This is a genomic window from Paenibacillus sp. FSL R10-2778, assembly GCF_038593035.1.
Lineage (GTDB): Bacteria > Bacillota > Bacilli > Paenibacillales > Paenibacillaceae > Paenibacillus_AQ > Paenibacillus_AQ odorifer.
The window spans coordinates 976,567-995,827 of record NZ_CP151956.1; the positions used below are offsets into that span (position 1 = coordinate 976,567).

The window sequence follows — 19,261 nt, forward strand, 5'->3', positions numbered from 1 at the left end:
TCTATTTGTCCCCTCCCCGGCTTAGAACTAGTTGCTGTACTAACAGTACGACGACGACAAAGAAGAGCAAGATAATACTCATGGCAGAAGCGAGGCCGTAATTATTGTAAGCAAATGCAGTATCTACAACTTTTTGTACGTATGTTTCGCTGGCGCCTGCGGGGCCGCCCTTGGTCAACACGAAGGGGAGATCGAATACTTCCAGTGCCCCTGTGACGGTAAGAAATAAGTTAAGCTGGATGACTGGCTTCATATTCGGTAAAGTAATTCTCCAAAGTGTTTGAAAAGGTCCGGCACCATCGATCTTTGAGGCCTCATAGATATCGTTTGGAATGGCCTGTAAGGAGGCGATGTAGATTACCATGTTATAACCCATGAAACGCCAAAATCCTGTGGACGCCAGAGAATAGTTAACCAGTCCTTCTGTTCCAAGCCAACTGGTCTGTCCTAGTCCGGTAAGACCAATGCTATTCAGGAACATATTCAGAGAGCCATTGGTGGTGTCAAAGACATAACCAAACATAAAGGCGACGGCGACACCGTTCATAATGTAAGGGAGGAACAGTAAGATTCGAAATGCATTTTTTCCTTTTAACTTACTATTGAGCACAATCGCAAAATAAATAGCGACGATATTCTGGAGAATTCCCATCGCGAAATAAGCAAAGTTATGGGTAAATACCTTGAAAATATCGGGGTTGGAGAAGACTTCGCGGTAATTATCGAGACCGACCCAAGGCTTCTCAGGGCTATAGCCATCCCAATTCGTAAAGCTGTAATAAATCAGCTTGAGTGCCGGATAATACGTGAATGTTGCGAGCAGCAACAAAGGAATCGTGAGGAAGGATACAATGATAATCGTCTTCTGTTTGTTATAGGAAAGTGTTCCGAACATCGCTAGCCCTTCTTTCATAAAAACGTGGTATGGAAAGGCAAAATGGATTATCCGTAAAAGCAATAATCCATTTTGCTCCGTAGTGTACTTCGAATCAAAAGCTCAAATTAATAACCGAGGTCCTTCTTGGCTTTAGCCCAAGCTTTATTCCACTTGTCTAATACGGTTTGTGGATCTTTGGCAAGTACAAATTCCTGTACAACAGCAGGGAGATCCAGCTGTGCCTTGTTGCCGATTTCTGTAACCTTTGCATCGTCAACAGTTCCTTCTACCAGTTCTACTCCGGTAGCTTGGAATTCTTTCAGCTGAGTCAGATTGGATTCCTTGCCTTTTAATGGAGAGATAAAGCCGGCGAAATCCTCATAACCTGAATCCTCAATCATCCATATTACGAAGGCTTTAGCTGCCTCTAAATTTTTGCTGTTTTTGGCAACGGCATAGAAGAAGTCAGGGCTAAGGGTAGCGGATGGTTTACCCGAATTGTCATAAGGGAATGGGAAGAAGCCAACATTGTCTGAAGAAGCGCCTGCTCCGATAACTTGGTTAATAACCCAGTTGCCAAGATAGTACATGGCGAATTTGCCGGAAGCGATGTCCTTTTTCGATTGCTCCCAGTTGGTGGAGTTGATGTCTTTTTCCAGATAGCCTTTTTCATTGAGCTCTCTAAGTAGGCTGAAAGCTTTGCCATAACCGTTGTCCATAGTGAACGGTGTTTCAGAGTTCAGCTTAGCATTTGGAAAATCAGGATTGCCTTCAATTAAGCGTGGTGTGTCATAAGCCCAAGTACCAAGTGGCCATTTGTCTTTAAAGTTAGAGGACATTGGAATAACACCTTTTGCTTTCAGCTTCTCGCAGGCAGCCAGGAATTCATCCCAAGTCTTAGGCGTTTCGGTGATGCCGGCATCAGTGAATGCTGTTTTGTTATAAACAATACCGGAAGTAGAGTTCCCTGTAGTAATTCCGTAAAGCTTACCATCAAAGGATTTGAAGTCTTTAAAGGTGATCTGATCGTTCAAGCCGAGATCATCCAGTGAAGCAAAATATTTCGGCAGGTCGGAGTTAGGGATGGAAGGAATAAACATAACGTCTGGAAGCTCGCCGCTGGCCATTCTGACTTTAGCCTGTTGGTTATAGTCGGTTTGGGAAGCTTCGAATTCGACTTTAATGTTCGGGTATTTTTCATTAAAGCGCTTTAAATATTCGTCATATTCTTTGCCGATCATGTCTGTTCTGTTAGTTAGGAAGGTGATTTTGCCGCTGATATCAGCTCCTGCTGCAGGTTCGGCAGTTGCATTCGTGTCACCGCCGGTATTCTCTGCGTTAGTTGCTGCGGGCTTTTCAGTTGCGGCAGCACCGTTATTCGTGGTGTTGTCATTATTCGAACCACAACCAGCAAGTGTTGAAGATAAGACCATAATCATAACAAAGGATAACGAAAATAACTTATTTCTCATAGTTTAATCCCCTTTTCGTTTTTATTGTTAGCGTTTACATGAACATTATAGCTTTATCGAAGCCGTTAATAAATGTATTGTATTATTATTTATTGTCTTTATTTGTTTTGTTTCTGCGTTTATAATTAGCATGTACCTAACAATCAGATAACAAAATACAAAGAATATCAAAAGGGTTCAATGAATTAATTGAAGTCTTATGCTATTTTTGAGAAGTCTATGCTTACAAAACTTTAGGCATCTGCTTCCGAAGCGAGTTTTGCGCGAAGTCATTCAGAGAAGTCTATGCTTACAAAACTTTTAGGAGGTATTATGAAACATTTGCATATGGATCTTGCGAAGTGGGAATTTAGAGGCTGTGGTGATGAGGAGTGGCTTCCGGCGACTGTGCCAGGTACAGTCCATACGGATTTACTAAAGAACGGGAAGATTTCAGACCCCTTTTATGGAACAAATGAACATGATCTACAGTGGATCGATAAGAAGGACTGGGAATATCAAACCTCGTTGCAGTTGGGGGAAGAGTGGCAGGAGCTTGCTTGTACGGAGCTAGTTTTTGAGGGACTGGATACTTATGCAGATGTGTACGTGAATAATGTACATGTGCTCGCTGCTGATAATATGTTTCTGGCATGGAAAGTGGATGTCAAAGATCAGTTAAAGACTGGAGAAAATAATATACGGGTGAAGTTCCGCTCTGTGGTTAAGGAAGATTTACCGAAATTAGCGAAGCTGGGTTACGCGCTGCCTGCCTCGAATGATCAATCCGAGCTTGGGGGATTAGATGAACAACGGATTAGTATTTTTGCGCGCAAAGCACCTTATCATTACGGCTGGGATTGGGGCCCGCGTTTCTTGACCAGTGGAATATGGCGTGCGGCAGCTCTGGTGGGACGTGACACCGTTCAAATTACAGACCTCTATATCCGTCAAAATGTGATTGCTAAGGAAGAAGCTCGCCTGACCGCAATTGTAGAAGTGGATGCTCCTGCTGCTTGGCGGGGAATGCTGCGAATAAGTGCCGATGGTTTGGAGTGGATGCAAGCGGTTACTTTAGAAGAAGGCAAGCAGCAATTAGAGATGAATATTGTTATATCCGAGCCACAGCTCTGGTGGTGCAGAGGGTTCGGAGAGCCTCATTTATATACATTCCAGGCAGAATTGATACAAGATGCGGAAGTAGAGGTTAGCAAAAGTGTAAAAACCGGACTCCGCAGTATTGAATTGATTCGGGAGCGTGATGCCAAAGGAGCTTCGTTTTCTTTTGCGCTGAATGGAGTTTCCGTCTTCGCCAAAGGTGCCAATCATATTCCAAATGACAGCTTCACCACAGAAGTAACCGAGGAGCGGTATCGGCATGAAATTGCCACGGCAGTAGAATCGAATATGAATATGCTGCGCGTTTGGGGTGGCGGTATATATGAAGAAGATATTTTTTATCAGCTCTGTGATGAATACGGACTGCTGGTCTGGCAGGACTTTATGTTCGCTTGCAGTATGTATCCCGGAGACGAGGCGTTCCTTGAAAATGTGAAAAAAGAAGCCGAATACAACGTCAAAAGATTGCGCAATCATCCCTGCATCGCCTTATGGTGTGGCAACAACGAGATTGATTCGGCCTGGTCACAGTTCGAGGAAAATATGGGCTGGGGCTGGAAAGAAAAACTCGGCGCTGAGCAAAGAACGACAATGTGGGCCGATTATATTAAAATCTTCCACCGTATTCTGCCGGAGGCTGTAGCCGCGTTCCATCCGGGAGTGGACTACTGGCCGTCTTCGCCGCTGCGGGAGCTGACTGGTGATATTAATCAGCATGCGACACGGATTGTGGGCGAAGGGGATGTGCATTACTGGGGCGTGTGGCACGGGATCGAGCCTTTTGAGAACTATAATACAAAGGTTGGCCGCTTCATGAGTGAATATGGCTTCCAGTCGTTCCCGGAACTAAAAACGGTAATGAGCTATGTAGAAGAGCAGGATTTGGAGCTTACCTCAGAGGTGATGCTGGCGCATCAGAAGAATGGTCGCGGTAATCTGCTGATCAAAGAATATATGGATATGTATCTGCCGCAGCCAAAGGACTTCAAAGCCTTTTTATATATGAGTCAAATCCTGCAGGCCGAAGCGATCCGAATCGCGATTGAAAGCCACAGAAGAAATAAACCTTATTGTATGGGCACTTTATACTGGCAGATGAATGATTGCTGGCCGGTGGCTTCTTGGGCGGGCATGGATTATAACGGGCGCTGGAAAGCCCTGCAATATACCGTGCGTTCAAGCTTCAAAGATGTTCTGTTGTCTATCGACGGTACAGACCGTGAGAAGGTAGACATTCATGTCGTATCTGATTTAAGAACAGCAGTGAGCGCTGAGTTGGTGCTTACTTTGTATCAGTTTAACGGTTCGGTGCTGCGAGAGTGGGCACATCCCGTTGAGCTGGGAGCTGATTCTGCTGCTATCGTATTCTCGTCTCCTGTGGCAGAGCTGCTAGAAGGTCAAGGGGTGGGTGATGTATTGCTTGGAATTTGCTTGCAGGCGGATGGCCAGGTGATAGATCACAAGCTGCATTATTTTACTCCGGAAAAAGAAATTCCATTGCAGCGCTCAGTAATTACCGTGCTGGAAACTCCAGAGAGCGGTGGATTAAGCTTCACCGTGACCAGTGATGTATTGGCTAGAGGTGTATACCTGACTTCGGAAGAGGAAGGAATATTCTCTGACAATTATTTTGACCTTCTCCCAGGTCAGACCAAGACGATAGAGTTCTCACAACGCGGGAACGATGGAAGAGACTGGATTCCTGCCGCACCTAAAGGGCTAAAGGTTCAATCGATGGTTGATTTTGTGAGCGAAGATTTGCTGTAAATCCTAAGGAGAGAAGGACTGGCACATGGGGATTTTAGTTCAGGAAGATAAGGGATTATTCCATTTACAGAGCGCAGGGATGAGTTATATTCTTCAGCTTGTTAATGATTATCCGGCACATGTGTATTGGGGCAAGAAGCTGCGTAGTGGCAGCAATTTGGAAGGGCTGTTGAATCTGGGAGGAAATAGGGGTCTCGACCGGCTCCCGCAGGAATATCCCCAATACGGCACGGGAGATTTCAGAACACCTGCTTATCAAGTTAGGCTCGAAGACGGCACTCGTATTACAGAGCTGAAATACAGCGGGTACCGGGTAGTTGAGGGTAAACCCTCACTGCCGGGTCTGCCATCTGTATATGTTGAGTCTGCGCAAGAAGCACAGACGTTGGAGCTTACACTTAAGGATGATTACGCCAAGCTGAGTGTTATTTTGCGCTATACGGTTTTTGAACATACCAACGTAATCACCCGCTCTGTGGAGTTCACCAATGCGGGGGAAACACAGCTGCGATTGCAGCGTGCACTGAGTGCTAGTGTCGATTTCTCGTCTGGCGATATGGATATGATCTATTTGGCAGGAGCTTGGTCAAGGGAAGGTAATCTGACCCGTAGACGTCTGGTGCAAGGGGGTACGACCATTGGGAGCCGCAGAGGGATGAGCAGCCACCAGTTAAATCCATTTGCAGCGCTGGTGAAACCTGAAACGGATGAAAATCATGGAGAGGCCTACGGCTTCAGTCTTGTATATAGTGGAGGCTTTGAAGCTGAGGCAGAGGTCGATTCCTTCGGGATGACCCGGTTTACGATGGGGCTGAATTCTTTTGATTTCGCCTGGCTGCTGGAGCCAGGCGAACAATTCCAGACCCCAGAAGTAGTGATGGTGTATTCTTCCGAGGGGATCGGGGAAATGTCGAGAACCTATCATCGCTTGTACCGGACCCGTTTATGCAGAGGGTTATATAGAGATAAGGAACGGCCCATTCTCGTCAACAATTGGGAAGCCACCTATTTCAACTTCGATGCGGATAAATTGGAGTCGATTGCGGCGGAAGGAGCGAAACTCGGAATAGAGCTATTCGTGCTGGACGACGGCTGGTTTGGCAAAAGAGACGCAGATAACTCCTCTCTCGGAGACTGGGTAGAGGATCTGCGCAAGCTTCCTGGCGGATTATCTGATGTGGCGCAGCGTGTGAACAATCTAGGCTTGCAGTTTGGCCTCTGGTTCGAGCCGGAGATGATCTCGCCAGACAGCGAGCTCTATCGTAAGCATCCCGACTGGTGTCTGCATGTGCCGGGACGCCGCCGTAGCGAAGCCCGCTGGCAATTGGTGCTGGACTATACTCGGGAGGATGTACGTCAGTACATTTATGAGTCACTGTCCCGGATTTTCTCGACCGTGCCCATTAGTTATGTGAAATGGGATATGAACCGTTGTTTAACGGAGATTGGCTCTGCAGAGTTACCTTCTGAACGCCAAGGGGAAACCGCTCATCGTTATGTGCTTGGTCTGTATGAGCTATTGGAGCGAATAACTTCAGAGTTTCCGCATATCCTGTTCGAGAGCTGCTGTAGTGGTGGTGGCCGCTTCGACCCAGGCATGCTGCATTACATGCCGCAGACCTGGACCAGTGACGATACCGATGCTGTGGAACGACTGAAGATTCAGTATGGAACAAGTCTGGTGTATCCGGTTAGTTCGATAGGCGCGCATGTGTCTGCCGTGCCGAATCATCAGGTAGGACGGATCACCCCGCTGTCTTTTCGTGGAGATGTAGCTATGTCCGGTAATTTCGGTTATGAGCTGGATCTTACGAAGTTTACAGACGAAGAGAAGGAACTTGTGAAGGAGCAGGTTGCGAACTATAAACAAATCCGCAGTCTTGTGCAGCAAGGGAATCTGTACCGGCTGCAAAGCCCGTTTGAGGGCAATGAGACAGCATGGATGTTCGTGTCCGATGATCAGCGAGAGGCATTAGTTTATTACTTCCGGGTAATGGCTGTGCCGCACCCGCCCCGCCGTAGCCTGAAGCTGAATGGTTTAAATCCGGAGCTGGATTACATTCTGGAGGCAAGTGGTGAGGTTTACGGTGGTGATCGGCTAATGCAGGCTGGACTGGCTCTGCCGGATATCCAGCAGGATTTTGTTAGCGGATGTTATAAATTGAAGGTGCAGGAATAGAGTTTATTGCAAGTCACCAGCAAGCCATGAGCAAGCTATGAGCAAACAATGGGCAAGTCACCAGCAAGCCATGAGCCTAGCTAGTGGTTTGCTTTTTTTTGTTCAAAGATGAATTTGAATCAGCTGAAGCTGCGGATGGCAAGGCAGCCTTGATCGTATCCACCTCCACACATATATTTCTCCTGTTATGGCATCCTGTGCAGCTACCCTTGTGCATGACGCTATAGCTTTTTTGCATGTTCATATTCCGTTCATATTGAGGTCATAGAGAGTACATCTTCATTGGTTAATCTTAGCTTAGCAGTTAGTTATGGTAGTCCAAAACACAGCTGATGACAGGAGAAGATACGAGTGGAAATAAAAGAAAGAATGAAAATGAAGGCGGGCACGAGAACAAGTAAAATACTAAACATACTACTTAAAGTAGTAGGAGCAATAATCATCGCAATCGTGCTTTTTCTCGCTATTGTCTATACAGTTAATTTAATCAGCAATAAATCGGAACAAAATAAAATAGAACCCTATGGTCAGTTAGTACCCGTAGATGGGAAAAACATGAATGTTTATATTCAAGGAAAAGGTGAAGAAACAGTCGTGCTACTACCGGGTTATGGCACAGCAGCGCCAGCTCTTGATTTTAAAGCATTAATAGATGAACTGTCGCCGTTTTACAAAGTTGTCATGATTGAGCCTTTTGGGTATGGATTAAGTGATCTGACCAAAAAGGAGCGCAGCACAGAGAATATTGTAAGTGAAATTCATGAAGCTTTACAGGCTCTTAATATTGACCGTTATATTCTAATGGGCCACTCTATTTCAGGGATATATGGACTAGATTATGTTAACAAGTATGAAAATGAAGTGAGTGCATTTGTCGGGCTTGATAGTAGTGTTCCATCGATAAGCGAGAGGAAGATCGAAGCTTCGGAATTAAGAGCTATAAATCTGCTCAAAAAATCCGGTTTAATCAGATTGCAAATGAAATTTAGTGCTGACCCAATTGCTGAACTACCATTTGATGATAAAACAAAAGAACAAATGAGACTGATCAATCGCAAAAACATATTTAATCCCACCCAATTAAATGAAGCTGGAATGATGTATTCTAATTTTAAATCAGCTGAAAGCTTAACATTTCCTAAAAATCTTCCTCTTATTTTCTTTATACAAGCGAATCAACCAGCAACGGATAGATGGATACCAGAGCATGAAAAGCAAATCAAGGACTCTGTGCATGGAAAAATAGTGAAGTTTGAAGAGGGACATTATTTATATCGCACTAAAGCAAAAGAAATCGTAAAAGACTTTCAGGCATTTATGAAAGAAATAAAATAAGTGCTGCCGTCGAGCCGACCGGATTTCAGGATTTCCTCTGATTTTCGTTCGGGTTTTTATTATTCTGTAAGATATGGGGGAGTGCCACCAGTTAACGATGCTCCAATCATTATGGTCTGGTCTGGGATAAGAATGAGAAGGCGCCTTCTACATATGATGGAGAGTTCCCTTGGTTGCTTCTAGGTTCCTAGGTACCCTGCTTCGGATCGGACTCAGTAGTCCTTATTTGCTAAAAAAGAGGCAATTGGGACTACTTTCGGACCCCAGCGACGTTATTGGCTAATTATCGCGACCATATAGGGTGTTTTGGAGTAAATAGCTGCACCTGGGTCCGATACCATCTCAAATATGCGTTTTTTTCGCAAATAGTGGCTATACGGTCCGTAAGTAAATAGGAAGTAGGGGTGGTATGAAAGAGTATGAGAAAGTATGAGGAAGTATGAGGTAGTATGAGGGGGTTTCACCAGTTAACGATGGTCTAATCTTTAGGTTTGGTCTGGGATAAGAATGAGAAGGCGCCGACTACATATGATGGAGAGTTCCCTTGGTTGCTGCTAGGTTCCTAGGTACCCTGCTTCGGATCGGACTCAGGAGTCCTTATTTGCTAGAAAAGAGGCAATTGAGGTTACTTTCGGACCCCAGCGACGTTATTGGCTAATATCGCGACCGGATGGGGTGTTTTGGAGTAAATAGCTGCACCTGAGTCCGATACCATCTCAAATATGCGTTTTTTTCGCAAATAGTGGCTATACGGTCCGTAAGTAAATGGGTAAGTACGACCAGTGGCGAGTAACCAACTAATCGAATGGGTGAGTACGACCAGTGGAGCGTGACCAACTCATCGAATGGGGGAGCCTCACCAGTGGCACACGGAGCAACTCATCGAATGGTACTTTCCAATGATCGCCGGCTGACTCGCTAATTATCCGTAGTTTCCAGTAATCTACGGTGAGCCCTATCTTTCCACAACCTCCATAAATCCCACAATGAACACCACGGTAGCCTTTTTTAAGCTAGAGCATGTCCTATTTCCCTATAATCCACATTGACTTGGGTTTGTCACACCCCTATGATGATTATTAATATAAAAATATATGACACGAAGAGGAGCGAAACATCATGGCTTTGGAGATCGAACGCAAGTTTCTGCTGCCGGAATTTCCGGAGCAGCTGATTCAAAAGGGAGAATTGAAGATTGTTACCCGTCATAATATCGATCAGACATATCTGGCGATAGATGGTGGTCAAGAGCTTCGCGTGCGTAAAATTACGGATCTGGACTCAGGTGAGGTAACCTACACGCATACGTTTAAGGATGGCAAAGGGATCAAACGCGAAGAGATCGAATATTTTATCTCAGAGGGTTTATATAATCAGATGATCGAAGCGGTAAATGCGGTAGCTTTGGTCAAAGAGCGAATTACAGCGGTGTGGAATGGCACAACGGTTGAGATCGACGTATATTCCCAGCTGAAATTGTCCGTATTGGAGGTTGAATTTGAATCTCTGGAGGAAGCGGAAAGCTTTAAAGAGCCGGAATGGTTCGGTAAAGATGTTAGTACAGAACGGCAGTACAGCAACAAAACGGTCTGGAGAGAGCTGCAAAATAAGACAAAGAATTAACGGACTTTAGCGCGTAAACGTGGTAGTATATAGGGAAAACAAGCAGAAATAGCTTTATCATCCCTAGCTAGCTTAAGGATAACGTTTAGGGTGAAACTTATAGTTAATTATAAGAATTTATAAGTGGTGCAACTATAATAGCCTTATATTTCTGCGAGAAACAGTTGTCTTCTATATAGGACGACAACATTGTTTCTTCTTATCATATATTCTTGTCATATATTCTTGTCATATATTAACGAGGGGTTCAGGAGGATGAGCATGAAGTTTATAAGCACAAGAGGTAATGTGGAACCTAAAGGTTTTATTGATACGGTGTTGATGGGTCTTGCGGACGACGGTGGGCTGATGGTTCCATCCGAGATTCCAGTGGTTTCAGCAGCAACGTTGGAAGAGTGGAGAAGTCTTAGCTATCAGGAGTTGTTCCTGAAGATTGTTGCCTATTACACCAATGATGAGATTCCTTACGAGGATTTGCAGGAAATGGTCAACACCAGTTATGCCAATTTCCGCACACCTGAAGTAACACCTATACACCAAGTGGATGATTCTTTATATGTCCTTGAATTGTTCCATGGGCCTACTTTTGCTTTCAAGGATGTAGCGCTGCAATTTATGGGTGAGCTGTATTCATATATTTCCAAAAAACAAAACAAAATCATCCACATCCTCGGTGCAACCTCTGGGGATACTGGAGCGGCGGCCATTCAAGGTGTACGCGGCAAAGAAGGCATCAAGATCTGTATTCTCCATCCACATGGTAAGGTAAGTAAAGTGCAGGAGTTGCAGATGACTACGGTGGACGATAGCAATGTATTGAATTTGTCTGTTCATGGTAACTTTGATGATTGCCAGAAGGTGATTAAGGATCTGTTCGCAGATCTGGACTTTAAAGGTCGGTATCATCTGCGTGCAATCAATTCCATTAACTTTGTGCGGATTCTGGCGCAGACTGTTTATTATTTTTATGCATATCTGCATGTCGATGGCAGCAACGAGAAGAAGATTAATATCAGCGTGCCTTCCGGTAACTTCGGTAATATTTTCTCGGGCTATTTGGCTAAGCAAATGGGGCTTCCTATTAACAAGCTGATCATTGCTACGAATGAAAATAATATTTTGGAGCGTTTCGTGAATACTGGCGAATACAAACCAGGTAATTTCACAAGCACTTACAGCCCTTCGATGGACATCCAAGTGGCAAGTAATTTCGAACGGTATCTGTATTATCTGGTAGGCGAGGATTCTGAGAAGTTATCCGCGTATATGTCTAAGCTGCAAACCGAAGGCAAGATTACGGTTGAAGGCGAGGCGCTTCAGCAGGTGCAGAAGGATTTTGCAGCGCTGGGTGTAAAGAATGATCAATGCTTGAATACGATCGCTAAGTATCAAAAAGAATACGGCTACCTGCTTGATCCACATACAGCATGTGGAATCGCGGCTTACGAAGCTTTTAATGGCCCGGATGAGATTGGCATTACCTTTGCGACTGCACATCCAGCTAAGTTCGATGAGGCAATTACTTTGATCGATATTAAGCAGGAATTCCCGGCACAGATTAAAGCATTGTTCGAGATGCCACAACATCAAACCGTAGTGGATCATGACAAGGATGAAATCGTGCGTCAGCTGCAAGCTTTTTACGGATTGTAATATCATATACAGTCCTACTTCACAGCACAGCCCCCGTTCTTGGGATAAGGACGGGGGCTGTTTGTGCGTTTATAGTAGCTTCTAACATTAACGTTGCGGCGTACGGGTCTGCTCCCTAGCTTTTTCACAAAAAGCAGCGACCTTGTAAGAGACATAGTACGACAGCATTTTTTCAGAATCGGTAAAGTCGGTGTCCAGCAGTCTGCTGATAAGATCGAGCTTATATCTGAGTGTATTCCGGTGAATGTACAGCTCGTCTGAGGTAATCTGCATGTTCCGGTTATTTTTGAGATAAACGTAAAAGGTATGATACAGATTGGACTGGTGCACAGTATCGTATTCTTGAAGCTTGAGCAGCTCTGGATGGTAGTAGTTATTATCCTCGTTAAACACAACATCAGCAGAGAGCATCTCATAGAGCTGGATATCTGAATAGTAAGTCAGCTGCTGCTGCGGGCTGAGAATGGTACCGATCCGAATAGCGTTTCGGGAGTGAAGATAGTGTCTCCTACATTGCGTAAGATTAGTGAACATATTGCTGATGCCAAGCGAGATGCCGGTTTGGGCTAGAAATTCCTGCAGCTGCTTATTTACAAGCTCTTTGGAGAGATTTCCATCATGGATCATTACAATCTGCCCGTCATAATAGGTGGAAGGACTGCCCGGAAAAAGCTGTTGCAAACGTTCTCTTAAATAATCATCATAACGGCCTGAACCTTCATACCAGGTAAGATCGAACAGCAGCACAAGCAGCTGATTCCCGAACTTTAGTCCTGCACTCCGCATCCTGTCCTGAATAATCCGGTTGTCCTGAAGCTGTTCCTCTAGCAATGCGCAGATAAAATCTTCAACTTTTATATTTTTGGCGTTGCGATAGTAGCTATTTTTGCCCATCTCTTCGGCAAGTATGGTAGCGGTGATGGACAGCAGCTCGTTATCTCTGGCACGAAAAGGATTTGTGCATCCTAGAAGCAATACATTGCCGATTTGTTTGCCGGCTACTTTTATTTTGGAGATCAGTTTGGAGTTTGATGTTTCCTCGCAGGTTACCTCATAAGATTCATCGCTTTGTTTCCCACGCTGGACACTGTTCATTTTGCTCACAGCCGCAATGAAGTCGTAAGAGCAATAACCTTTGCGGATATTATCACTCCATATGTAATCGTCGATATCGGAAAGGTCAGAGTGAGCTACAATTTTGAAGCTGCAATCAAATACAATGACGGGATTCTGCAGTAGCTCGGCAGCTGTCTGTACGATAGCTGAAAGGCCTGCACCTGAAATGTATGCAGTAAACAAAGATGCGGTATAATGCTCCATTTCGATTTTACCTGATACTTGCTCATTTAAGGAAACATCCATTCATATCGCCCCCTGGTTCAATAATAGTGCAATATGCACTATAAAGAAGTGATTTTTGGTGCTTGTAAATATATTCACAAAGTATTGGACGCCTTAAACTAAAGGTGGAGGTGCTAAGCAGATGAAATATGAAAAACTGTTTGCAGCAGGTAAAATTGGACGCCTTGAACTTAAGAATAGAATTGTATTGCCGGCTATGGGAACGTCACTGGCTGCGGCCAGTGGTGAAGCATCGGATGAAATGATTGCTTTTTATGAGGAACGTGCCGCAGGTGGCTGTGGTCTAATCATTACGGAAATTACGCGTGTGGATAATGAGACCGGAGTAGGTACACCGAACCAGCTGAATGCAAGTGACTTGCTGTTTGTGCCGCGTCTGGAGAAACTGGCAAGAGCTGTGCATCGTCATGACAGCAAAATATTCCTTCAGCTCCAGCATCCGGGCCGGCAAAATCACGGACGGCTTATTGGAGGCAAACAAATTGTTGCTCCTAGCGCAGTGATGTCTTCAGCGATTGGGGAAATGCCCCGGGAGCTGTCTACTGAAGAGGTAGAAGAGTTAGTTCGTAAATTTGTGTTCGGAGCTTATATAGCTAAAACAGCAGGTATTGATGGTGTGGAGATCCATGGTGCCCACGGCTATCTCGTAGGACAGTTTCTGAGCCCACTTACCAATCTGAGAACTGATAAATATGGCGGTTCACTGGAAGGTAGAATGTCATTCCTGAACGAAATTGTGCTTGGCATCAAAAAGACCTGTGGCGCAGGATTCCCTGTATCGGTGCGAATCGACGGCGATGAATTTGTCTCAGGCGGGATTACACTGGATGAGGCTATCCAGACTGCGAAACATCTGGAAAGCATCGGAGTGGATTGCATAAATGTAAGCTCCGGCACTTATGAATCATCCAATACGATCATTGAGCCGATATCCTACCCGCAAGGCTGGAAAAAACATCTCTCCGCAGCCATTAAGCAAGCGGTGCAAATTCCAGTGATTGCTTGTGATGTGATCCGTAAGCCTGAATTTGCTGAGAGTCTGCTACAGGAAGGAAACACGGATTTTGTAGCCCTTGGAAGAGCCCAACTGGCCGATCCGGAGTGGGGTAACAAAGCGGCAGCAGGCAAAGAAGCAGAGATCAGAACCTGTATCTCTTGCCTGTACTGTATTCAGGAAGTAATGGAGTGCAAGGTAATCAAGTGTGCTGTCAATGCCAGAGTGGGCCGTGAGCTTGAATTTGCAGAACCAACCAAAGATGGCGCTGGCAAAGTAGTAGCTGTGATCGGCGGGGGTCCAGCAGGTATGGAAGCAGCACGGATTCTGGCGCTCAGAGATTTTAAACCTGTATTGTTCGAAGCCAGAGATGTGCTAGGCGGCAGCGTGGAACTGGGAAGCCGGCCACCATTGAAGGAGAAGCTGAACTGGTTTATTGATAATATGCAGCATCAGTTAGAGGATCTGGATGTTGATGTCCGTCTCTCTACGAAACCTACGCTGGAACAACTGAAGCAACTGAACCCTTATGCGGTATTTGTTGCTGCTGGGGCACAGCCTATAGTGCCTGTTATTCCGGGAGTAAAGAAGGCAGCGGTCTGCACCGTTGTTGACGTACTTAGTGGGTCAGTTGTGATTAAGAACAAGCAGGCTGTGGTCATCGGCTCCGGCATGACAGGGCTGGAAACGGCTGAATATTTAGCCGATATGGGAAATCAGGTCACGGTGGTGGAAATGCAGCCGCGGGTTGGTCCAGATGCCTATCTGCCAAATCTGATCGACATTGTGACTAGACTGAAAAAGAACGGCGTGGAGCTCTTAGCATCAACCAAGCTGGTAGAAGTGCAGGATGGCGCGATTGTGCTTGAGAATACGTCCACGGGGGAAACTTCGCTGAAAAAGACGGATGCTGTTGTATTATCCATTGGTGTTACACCCGATCGCTCATTTGTTGATGAGTTGAAGCAGGTACTGCCTAATGTGAAGGTGATCGGCGATGCAGGCAAGCCAGGCCGAATCGGACAGGCCATTCAATCTGGATTCGAAACGGCTTTTGTGCTGAACTAAAGGGTTACTAATCTAAGGAGGGTTCATTCATGGTGAGTTTTGTGAAAAGTTTCGCAGATATGCAGAAATACGGAGGCAAGCCAACCACCTTTTATGATGCAGAGATGCTGACGGTGTATTGGGAGACCAAACCAGAGATTATCGAGCGTTTGTTGCCGAAGCCACTGAAGCCAACAAGCCGGCCGCTGGTAAATGCTTTTATCGCAAATTACCCAGCTACGAACTTTTGTCCACCTTATCGTGAAGCTGGATTGTTCGTTCTAGCGGACTATAACGGACAATTAGGCAACTACTGCCTGTCGATGCCTATTACAAGCGATATCGGGATGGCTATGGGCCGGGAAGTATGTGGGCTGCCTAAGAAAATGGCCGATGTGCGTATGAACACCTCAGAAGATGGCATTGATGGGGCAATCGGCCGGCATGGCATTGACTTTTTCAACGTAAAAGCCACTATGGATGGACACTTCAATGACAATGGAACCGAGAAGATTCTGGAGGAATATTACGGCAAAGATATCCCTTTGTATAACATCAAATATGCCAATGCAATTGACGGAAACGGCTTCGATCTGATGCCAACCTTGGTCACACAGCGTTTAGTAAGTGAGGTTAAAGTCTATAAAGCGGCTGAAGCCTCTATCACCTTCCAAGACTCCCCGCATGATCCTTGGAGTGAGCTTGAAGTTGTGAATATGCTGGGCGCGGTTTACACCGTCAGTACAAATGTGCTTGAAAAAGGTAAAATTCTGGAGCCTCTGAATCCAATGGAGTATCTTCCATACTGCTATCTCCGCTGGGACTGGTGGGAGAACAATTTGCAACCTGTTTCCTCAGTATAAGCCTACGTGTTTGAAGTGAGTTTGTGCGAAATGAAACCGAAGAAGGATCGGCTAACCAAACATTAGGAGGAATTAGAATGACTAACCTTTTTGATTTGACGGGTAAGACAGCTATTATCGCAGGAGCATCCAGTGGAATCGGGGTACAATTCGCAGAGATGCTTGCTGAGCAAGGAGCAGACATTGCTATTTTGGCCAGAAGATATGACAAGCTTGTAGCAGTAGCCGAGGATATCCGGGCTAAATACCCTGAACGCAGAATAATTCCTATCGAGTGTGATGTAAGAAAAGAGGACCAGATTATTGTGGCTGTTCAAAAGGTTATGGAAACCTTTGGCAAAATTGATATTCTGCTGAATAATGCTGGTGTGGTGGATGCGGTTCCGATTGAGGCGCTGGAAGAAGAAGCTTGGGATCGGGTACTGGATACGGATTTAAAAGGTGTTTTCCTGATGTCGAAACATGTGATCCGGCATATGAAGGAACGGAATTACGGCAAAATCGTCAATACAGCCTCAATGCTAGGCCTTACAGCTTCTGCATCGGTTCCTACGCATTCTTACAATGCTGCTAAAGGCGGAGTGATCCATCTGACAAGAGGGGTGGCGGCAACTTATGCTAAGCATGGTATTACTGTTAATGCGATTGGACCAAGCTTGTTCAAAACTGAAATGACTGAGAATACGTTATTTGCAGAAAAAGCGCTAAAAATGTACAACGCAGTGTGTCCGATGGGGCGCCCTGGTAATCCGGGAGAATTAAACGGCGCCGTGCTCTACTTTGCTTCAGATGCTTCCAGCTACACTACAGGTCAGACTTTGTTTGTAGATGGCGGCTGGACAATTATATAGAGTTCATCTGGTTCTGTAAGCTCGGGGAATGATTGTAACTCCAAAAAAAGGGTATCTCAAAAGCCATGAAAGGGTGGCTGGGATACGCCTTTTTTTGCGTTGTACGATGAGCGGTGCTCCGCCAGTAACAAGAGAATTGCTGAATTTATCAGAAATTGTCGTTAATTTGCCTTAAAAAGTAGACATGACTACCTATGAGTGAGAAAATAGCATGTAGAGTTAGTAATAACTAAAAAGGACGGGATAACATCATGACAATTCGTTTCGGGGTCATTGGAACAAACTTTATTACAGACCGCTTCGTGCAAGCCGGCTTGGAGAATGAGGAGTTTATCCTGACAGCCGTGTACTCTCGCACAATGGAGAAAGGTCAGGCCTTTGCTGCTAAATATGCGGGAGCTACAATTTATACGAATTTGGAAGATATGGTGAAAAGCAAAGATGTAGATGCTATATATATTGCCAGCCCAAATTCTATGCATGCAGAACAAGCGATTATGTGCTTAAATCACGGCAAGCATGTGCTCTGCGAGAAACCGGCTGCATCCAACAGTACGGAGCTTAAAGCTATGATTGAAGCTGCGCGCACAAATGATGTGCTACTGGTAGAGGCGATGAAATCGACCTTTATGCCGAACTTTGGAGTGATTCGTGATAATTTGTATAAACTCGGCCAAGTTCGCCGTTATTTTGCAAGTTACTGTAAGTACTCCTCCAGATATGATGCCTACCGGCAGGGGACTGTGTTAAATGCGTTTAATCCCGCTTTTTCCAATGGCTCGTTAATGGATCTTGGAGTGTACTGTTTGTATCCAATGGTAGTGCTCTTTGGCAAGCCTCAATCAGTACAGGCAGTGGGTGTCATGCTCTCGTCAGGTGTGGATGGTGAAGGAAGTCTCATTATGAAGTATGACGATATGGATGCGGTAGTTATGCACTCCAAGATTTCCGACTCCTATCTGCCAGCTGAGATTCATGGAGAGAACGGTACGATGGTGATCGACAAAATCAATGAGCCTTATCAGGTGAAAATTTACTATCGTGATGGTACAGTTGAGGAGCTTACGTTGCCTCAGGTGTTTGAACCTATGTATTATGAGGTTGAAGAATTCATCAACTTGATTAAGAATGGTGAACGGGAGAGCAGAATTAATACTCATGAGAACTCCATGGCCGCAGCAGAGATTATGGAGGAAGCCAGAGCACAGATCGGTCTCCGCTATGCCTCAGATTTATAATAAATAGAATGGGGAGCAGGACTTGAAGACTTTTAAAAAGGTTTATATTGAGATAACAAGCGTCTGCAACCTCGCCTGCAGCTTTTGTCCACAAACCGCCCGGACGAAAAATTTCATGAAGCTTGATACGTTTAATACGATATTGGATGAAATTAAACCACACAGCAATCATATTTATCTTCACGTCAAAGGGGAGCCGTTGCTGCATCCCAAGATCGGTGAACTGTTGGATGCTGCTCATGCCAAAGGGTTCAAGGTTAATATTACAACCAATGGCACGTTAATTCATAAAGCCGGACCTAAAATTCTTGGTAAGCCCGCACTGCGTCAGATGAACTTTTCTCTGCACAGCTTTGATGGGCATGAAGGGTCAGAGAACCGTGAAGGCTATCTTTCAGAGATAATTTCTTTTGTACGGGAAGCCTCAGCGCAAGGGGTCATTATTTCTTTCCGCTTGTGGAATTTGACGGAGGATAATCTGACGAATCTGGAGAGAAGCCGTAACCGTGAAACCCTTGCCCTGCTGGAGGAAGCCTTCAACTTGGATTTCAAGATCGAAGAAAAGGTTGTGCCTGGCAGTGGTGTCAAGATTGCCCCACGCGTCTACCTTAATCAGGATCATGAGTTCCGTTGGCCAGCGCTGAATGAGCCGGAAGATGACGGAAAAGGGTTCTGTCATGCCCTGCGGAGCCAAGCGGCAATCCTTGTGGATGGCACGGTTGTGCCATGCTGTCTGGATGGTGAAGGAGTAATTAACCTAGGCAACATCCATGAAACTCCGTTCTCAGAGATTGTAGAGGGGGAGCGGGCGAACAATTTATTCTATGGCTTCTCACGTAGAGAAGCGGTGGAGGAGCTGTGCCGCAAATGTGGGTATCGGCAGCGGTTCGGAACCTAATGAT

13 protein-coding genes are annotated in these 19,261 nt (G+C 45.3%); 10 read left to right on the top strand and 3 right to left on the bottom strand.

What is annotated here, in order from left to right:
* Window position 1: 1 nt before the first annotated feature.
* Together NST40_RS04280 and NST40_RS04285 are read right to left on the bottom strand one after the other, a co-directional pair.
* Window positions 2-895 (bottom strand): sugar ABC transporter permease, encoded by an 894-nt coding sequence (locus NST40_RS04280; protein WP_076220068.1) that lies wholly within the window; start codon window positions 893-895, stop codon window positions 2-4.
* A gap of 107 nt (window positions 896-1,002) precedes the next feature.
* Window positions 1,003-2,349: an extracellular solute-binding protein gene (locus tag NST40_RS04285; protein ID WP_342410431.1), complete on the bottom strand. Its 1,347-nt coding sequence runs from the start codon at window positions 2,347-2,349 to the stop codon at window positions 1,003-1,005.
* A gap of 312 nt (window positions 2,350-2,661) precedes the next feature.
* On the opposite strand from NST40_RS04285, the gene NST40_RS04290 reads away from it, so the two are divergent.
* From NST40_RS04290 to thrC, 5 genes are all read left to right on the top strand, one after another.
* Window positions 2,662-5,214: a glycoside hydrolase family 2 protein gene (locus NST40_RS04290; protein WP_342410432.1), complete on the top strand. Its 2,553-nt coding sequence runs from the start codon at window positions 2,662-2,664 to the stop codon at window positions 5,212-5,214.
* Between the two features lie 25 nt (window positions 5,215-5,239).
* On the top strand, window positions 5,240-7,393 hold the full coding sequence (locus tag NST40_RS04295; protein WP_076220473.1) for an alpha-galactosidase: 2,154 nt from the start codon (window positions 5,240-5,242) through the stop codon (window positions 7,391-7,393).
* A gap of 369 nt (window positions 7,394-7,762) precedes the next feature.
* The gene (locus tag NST40_RS04300; protein WP_076194460.1) at window positions 7,763-8,728 is read left to right on the top strand and encodes an alpha/beta hydrolase; all 966 of its coding nucleotides are present in this window, start codon (window positions 7,763-7,765) and stop codon (window positions 8,726-8,728) included.
* 1,119 nt (window positions 8,729-9,847) lie between these two features.
* On the top strand, window positions 9,848-10,351 hold the full coding sequence (locus NST40_RS04305; protein WP_036680734.1) for a CYTH domain-containing protein: 504 nt from the start codon (window positions 9,848-9,850) through the stop codon (window positions 10,349-10,351).
* Between the two features lie 261 nt (window positions 10,352-10,612).
* On the top strand, window positions 10,613-12,004 hold the full coding sequence (gene thrC, locus NST40_RS04310; protein ID WP_076276806.1) for a threonine synthase: 1,392 nt from the start codon (window positions 10,613-10,615) through the stop codon (window positions 12,002-12,004).
* 87 nt (window positions 12,005-12,091) lie between these two features.
* Here the strand turns inward: thrC and NST40_RS04315 are convergent, their stop codons facing one another.
* Complete coding sequence (locus NST40_RS04315; RefSeq protein ID WP_076194388.1) at window positions 12,092-13,366, bottom strand: helix-turn-helix domain-containing protein; 1,275 nt, start codon at window positions 13,364-13,366, stop codon at window positions 12,092-12,094.
* Between the two features lie 121 nt (window positions 13,367-13,487).
* Here NST40_RS04315 and NST40_RS04320 point away from each other — a divergent pair, with 121 nt between their 5' ends.
* From NST40_RS04320 to NST40_RS04340, 5 genes are all read left to right on the top strand, one after another.
* Window positions 13,488-15,428 carry an NAD(P)/FAD-dependent oxidoreductase gene (locus tag NST40_RS04320; protein WP_076219701.1) on the top strand — a complete coding sequence of 647 codons (1,941 nt, stop codon included), beginning with the start codon at window positions 13,488-13,490 and terminating at the stop codon, window positions 15,426-15,428.
* A gap of 29 nt (window positions 15,429-15,457) precedes the next feature.
* The gene (locus tag NST40_RS04325) at window positions 15,458-16,270 is read left to right on the top strand and encodes an acetoacetate decarboxylase family protein (RefSeq protein ID WP_081387490.1); all 813 of its coding nucleotides are present in this window, start codon (window positions 15,458-15,460) and stop codon (window positions 16,268-16,270) included.
* A gap of 77 nt (window positions 16,271-16,347) precedes the next feature.
* Complete coding sequence (locus NST40_RS04330) at window positions 16,348-17,121, top strand: glucose 1-dehydrogenase (protein ID WP_342410433.1); 774 nt, start codon at window positions 16,348-16,350, stop codon at window positions 17,119-17,121.
* Between the two features lie 251 nt (window positions 17,122-17,372).
* Entirely contained in the window at window positions 17,373-18,359 is a 987-nt protein-coding gene (locus NST40_RS04335; protein ID WP_038568824.1) for a Gfo/Idh/MocA family oxidoreductase, read from the top strand.
* 22 nt (window positions 18,360-18,381) lie between these two features.
* A complete protein-coding gene (locus tag NST40_RS04340; RefSeq protein ID WP_341001212.1) occupies window positions 18,382-19,257 on the top strand; it encodes a radical SAM/SPASM domain-containing protein in 876 nt (291 codons plus the stop codon).
* Window positions 19,258-19,261: the final 4 nt, after the last annotated feature.

Excerpts from the sequence above, each read along its gene's own strand:
- NST40_RS04295 (WP_076220473.1), top strand. The coding sequence starts at position 5,240 with ATGGGGATTTTAGTTCAGGAAGATAAGGGATTATTCCATTTACAGAGC.
- NST40_RS04290 (WP_342410432.1), top strand. The coding sequence starts at position 2,662 with ATGAAACATTTGCATATGGATCTTGCGAAGTGGGAATTTAGAGGCTGT.
- NST40_RS04315 (WP_076194388.1), bottom strand. The coding sequence starts at position 13,366 with ATGGATGTTTCCTTAAATGAGCAAGTATCAGGTAAAATCGAAATGGAG.
- NST40_RS04280 (WP_076220068.1), bottom strand. The coding sequence starts at position 895 with ATGTTCGGAACACTTTCCTATAACAAACAGAAGACGATTATCATTGTA.
- NST40_RS04300 (WP_076194460.1), top strand. The coding sequence starts at position 7,763 with ATGAAAATGAAGGCGGGCACGAGAACAAGTAAAATACTAAACATACTA.
- NST40_RS04330 (WP_342410433.1), top strand. The coding sequence starts at position 16,348 with ATGACTAACCTTTTTGATTTGACGGGTAAGACAGCTATTATCGCAGGA.
- NST40_RS04325 (WP_081387490.1), top strand. The coding sequence starts at position 15,458 with ATGGTGAGTTTTGTGAAAAGTTTCGCAGATATGCAGAAATACGGAGGC.
- NST40_RS04335 (WP_038568824.1), top strand. The coding sequence starts at position 17,373 with ATGACAATTCGTTTCGGGGTCATTGGAACAAACTTTATTACAGACCGC.
- NST40_RS04320 (WP_076219701.1), top strand. The coding sequence starts at position 13,488 with ATGAAATATGAAAAACTGTTTGCAGCAGGTAAAATTGGACGCCTTGAA.
- NST40_RS04285 (WP_342410431.1), bottom strand. The coding sequence starts at position 2,349 with ATGAGAAATAAGTTATTTTCGTTATCCTTTGTTATGATTATGGTCTTA.
- NST40_RS04305 (WP_036680734.1), top strand. The coding sequence starts at position 9,848 with ATGGCTTTGGAGATCGAACGCAAGTTTCTGCTGCCGGAATTTCCGGAG.
- thrC (WP_076276806.1), top strand. The coding sequence starts at position 10,613 with ATGAAGTTTATAAGCACAAGAGGTAATGTGGAACCTAAAGGTTTTATT.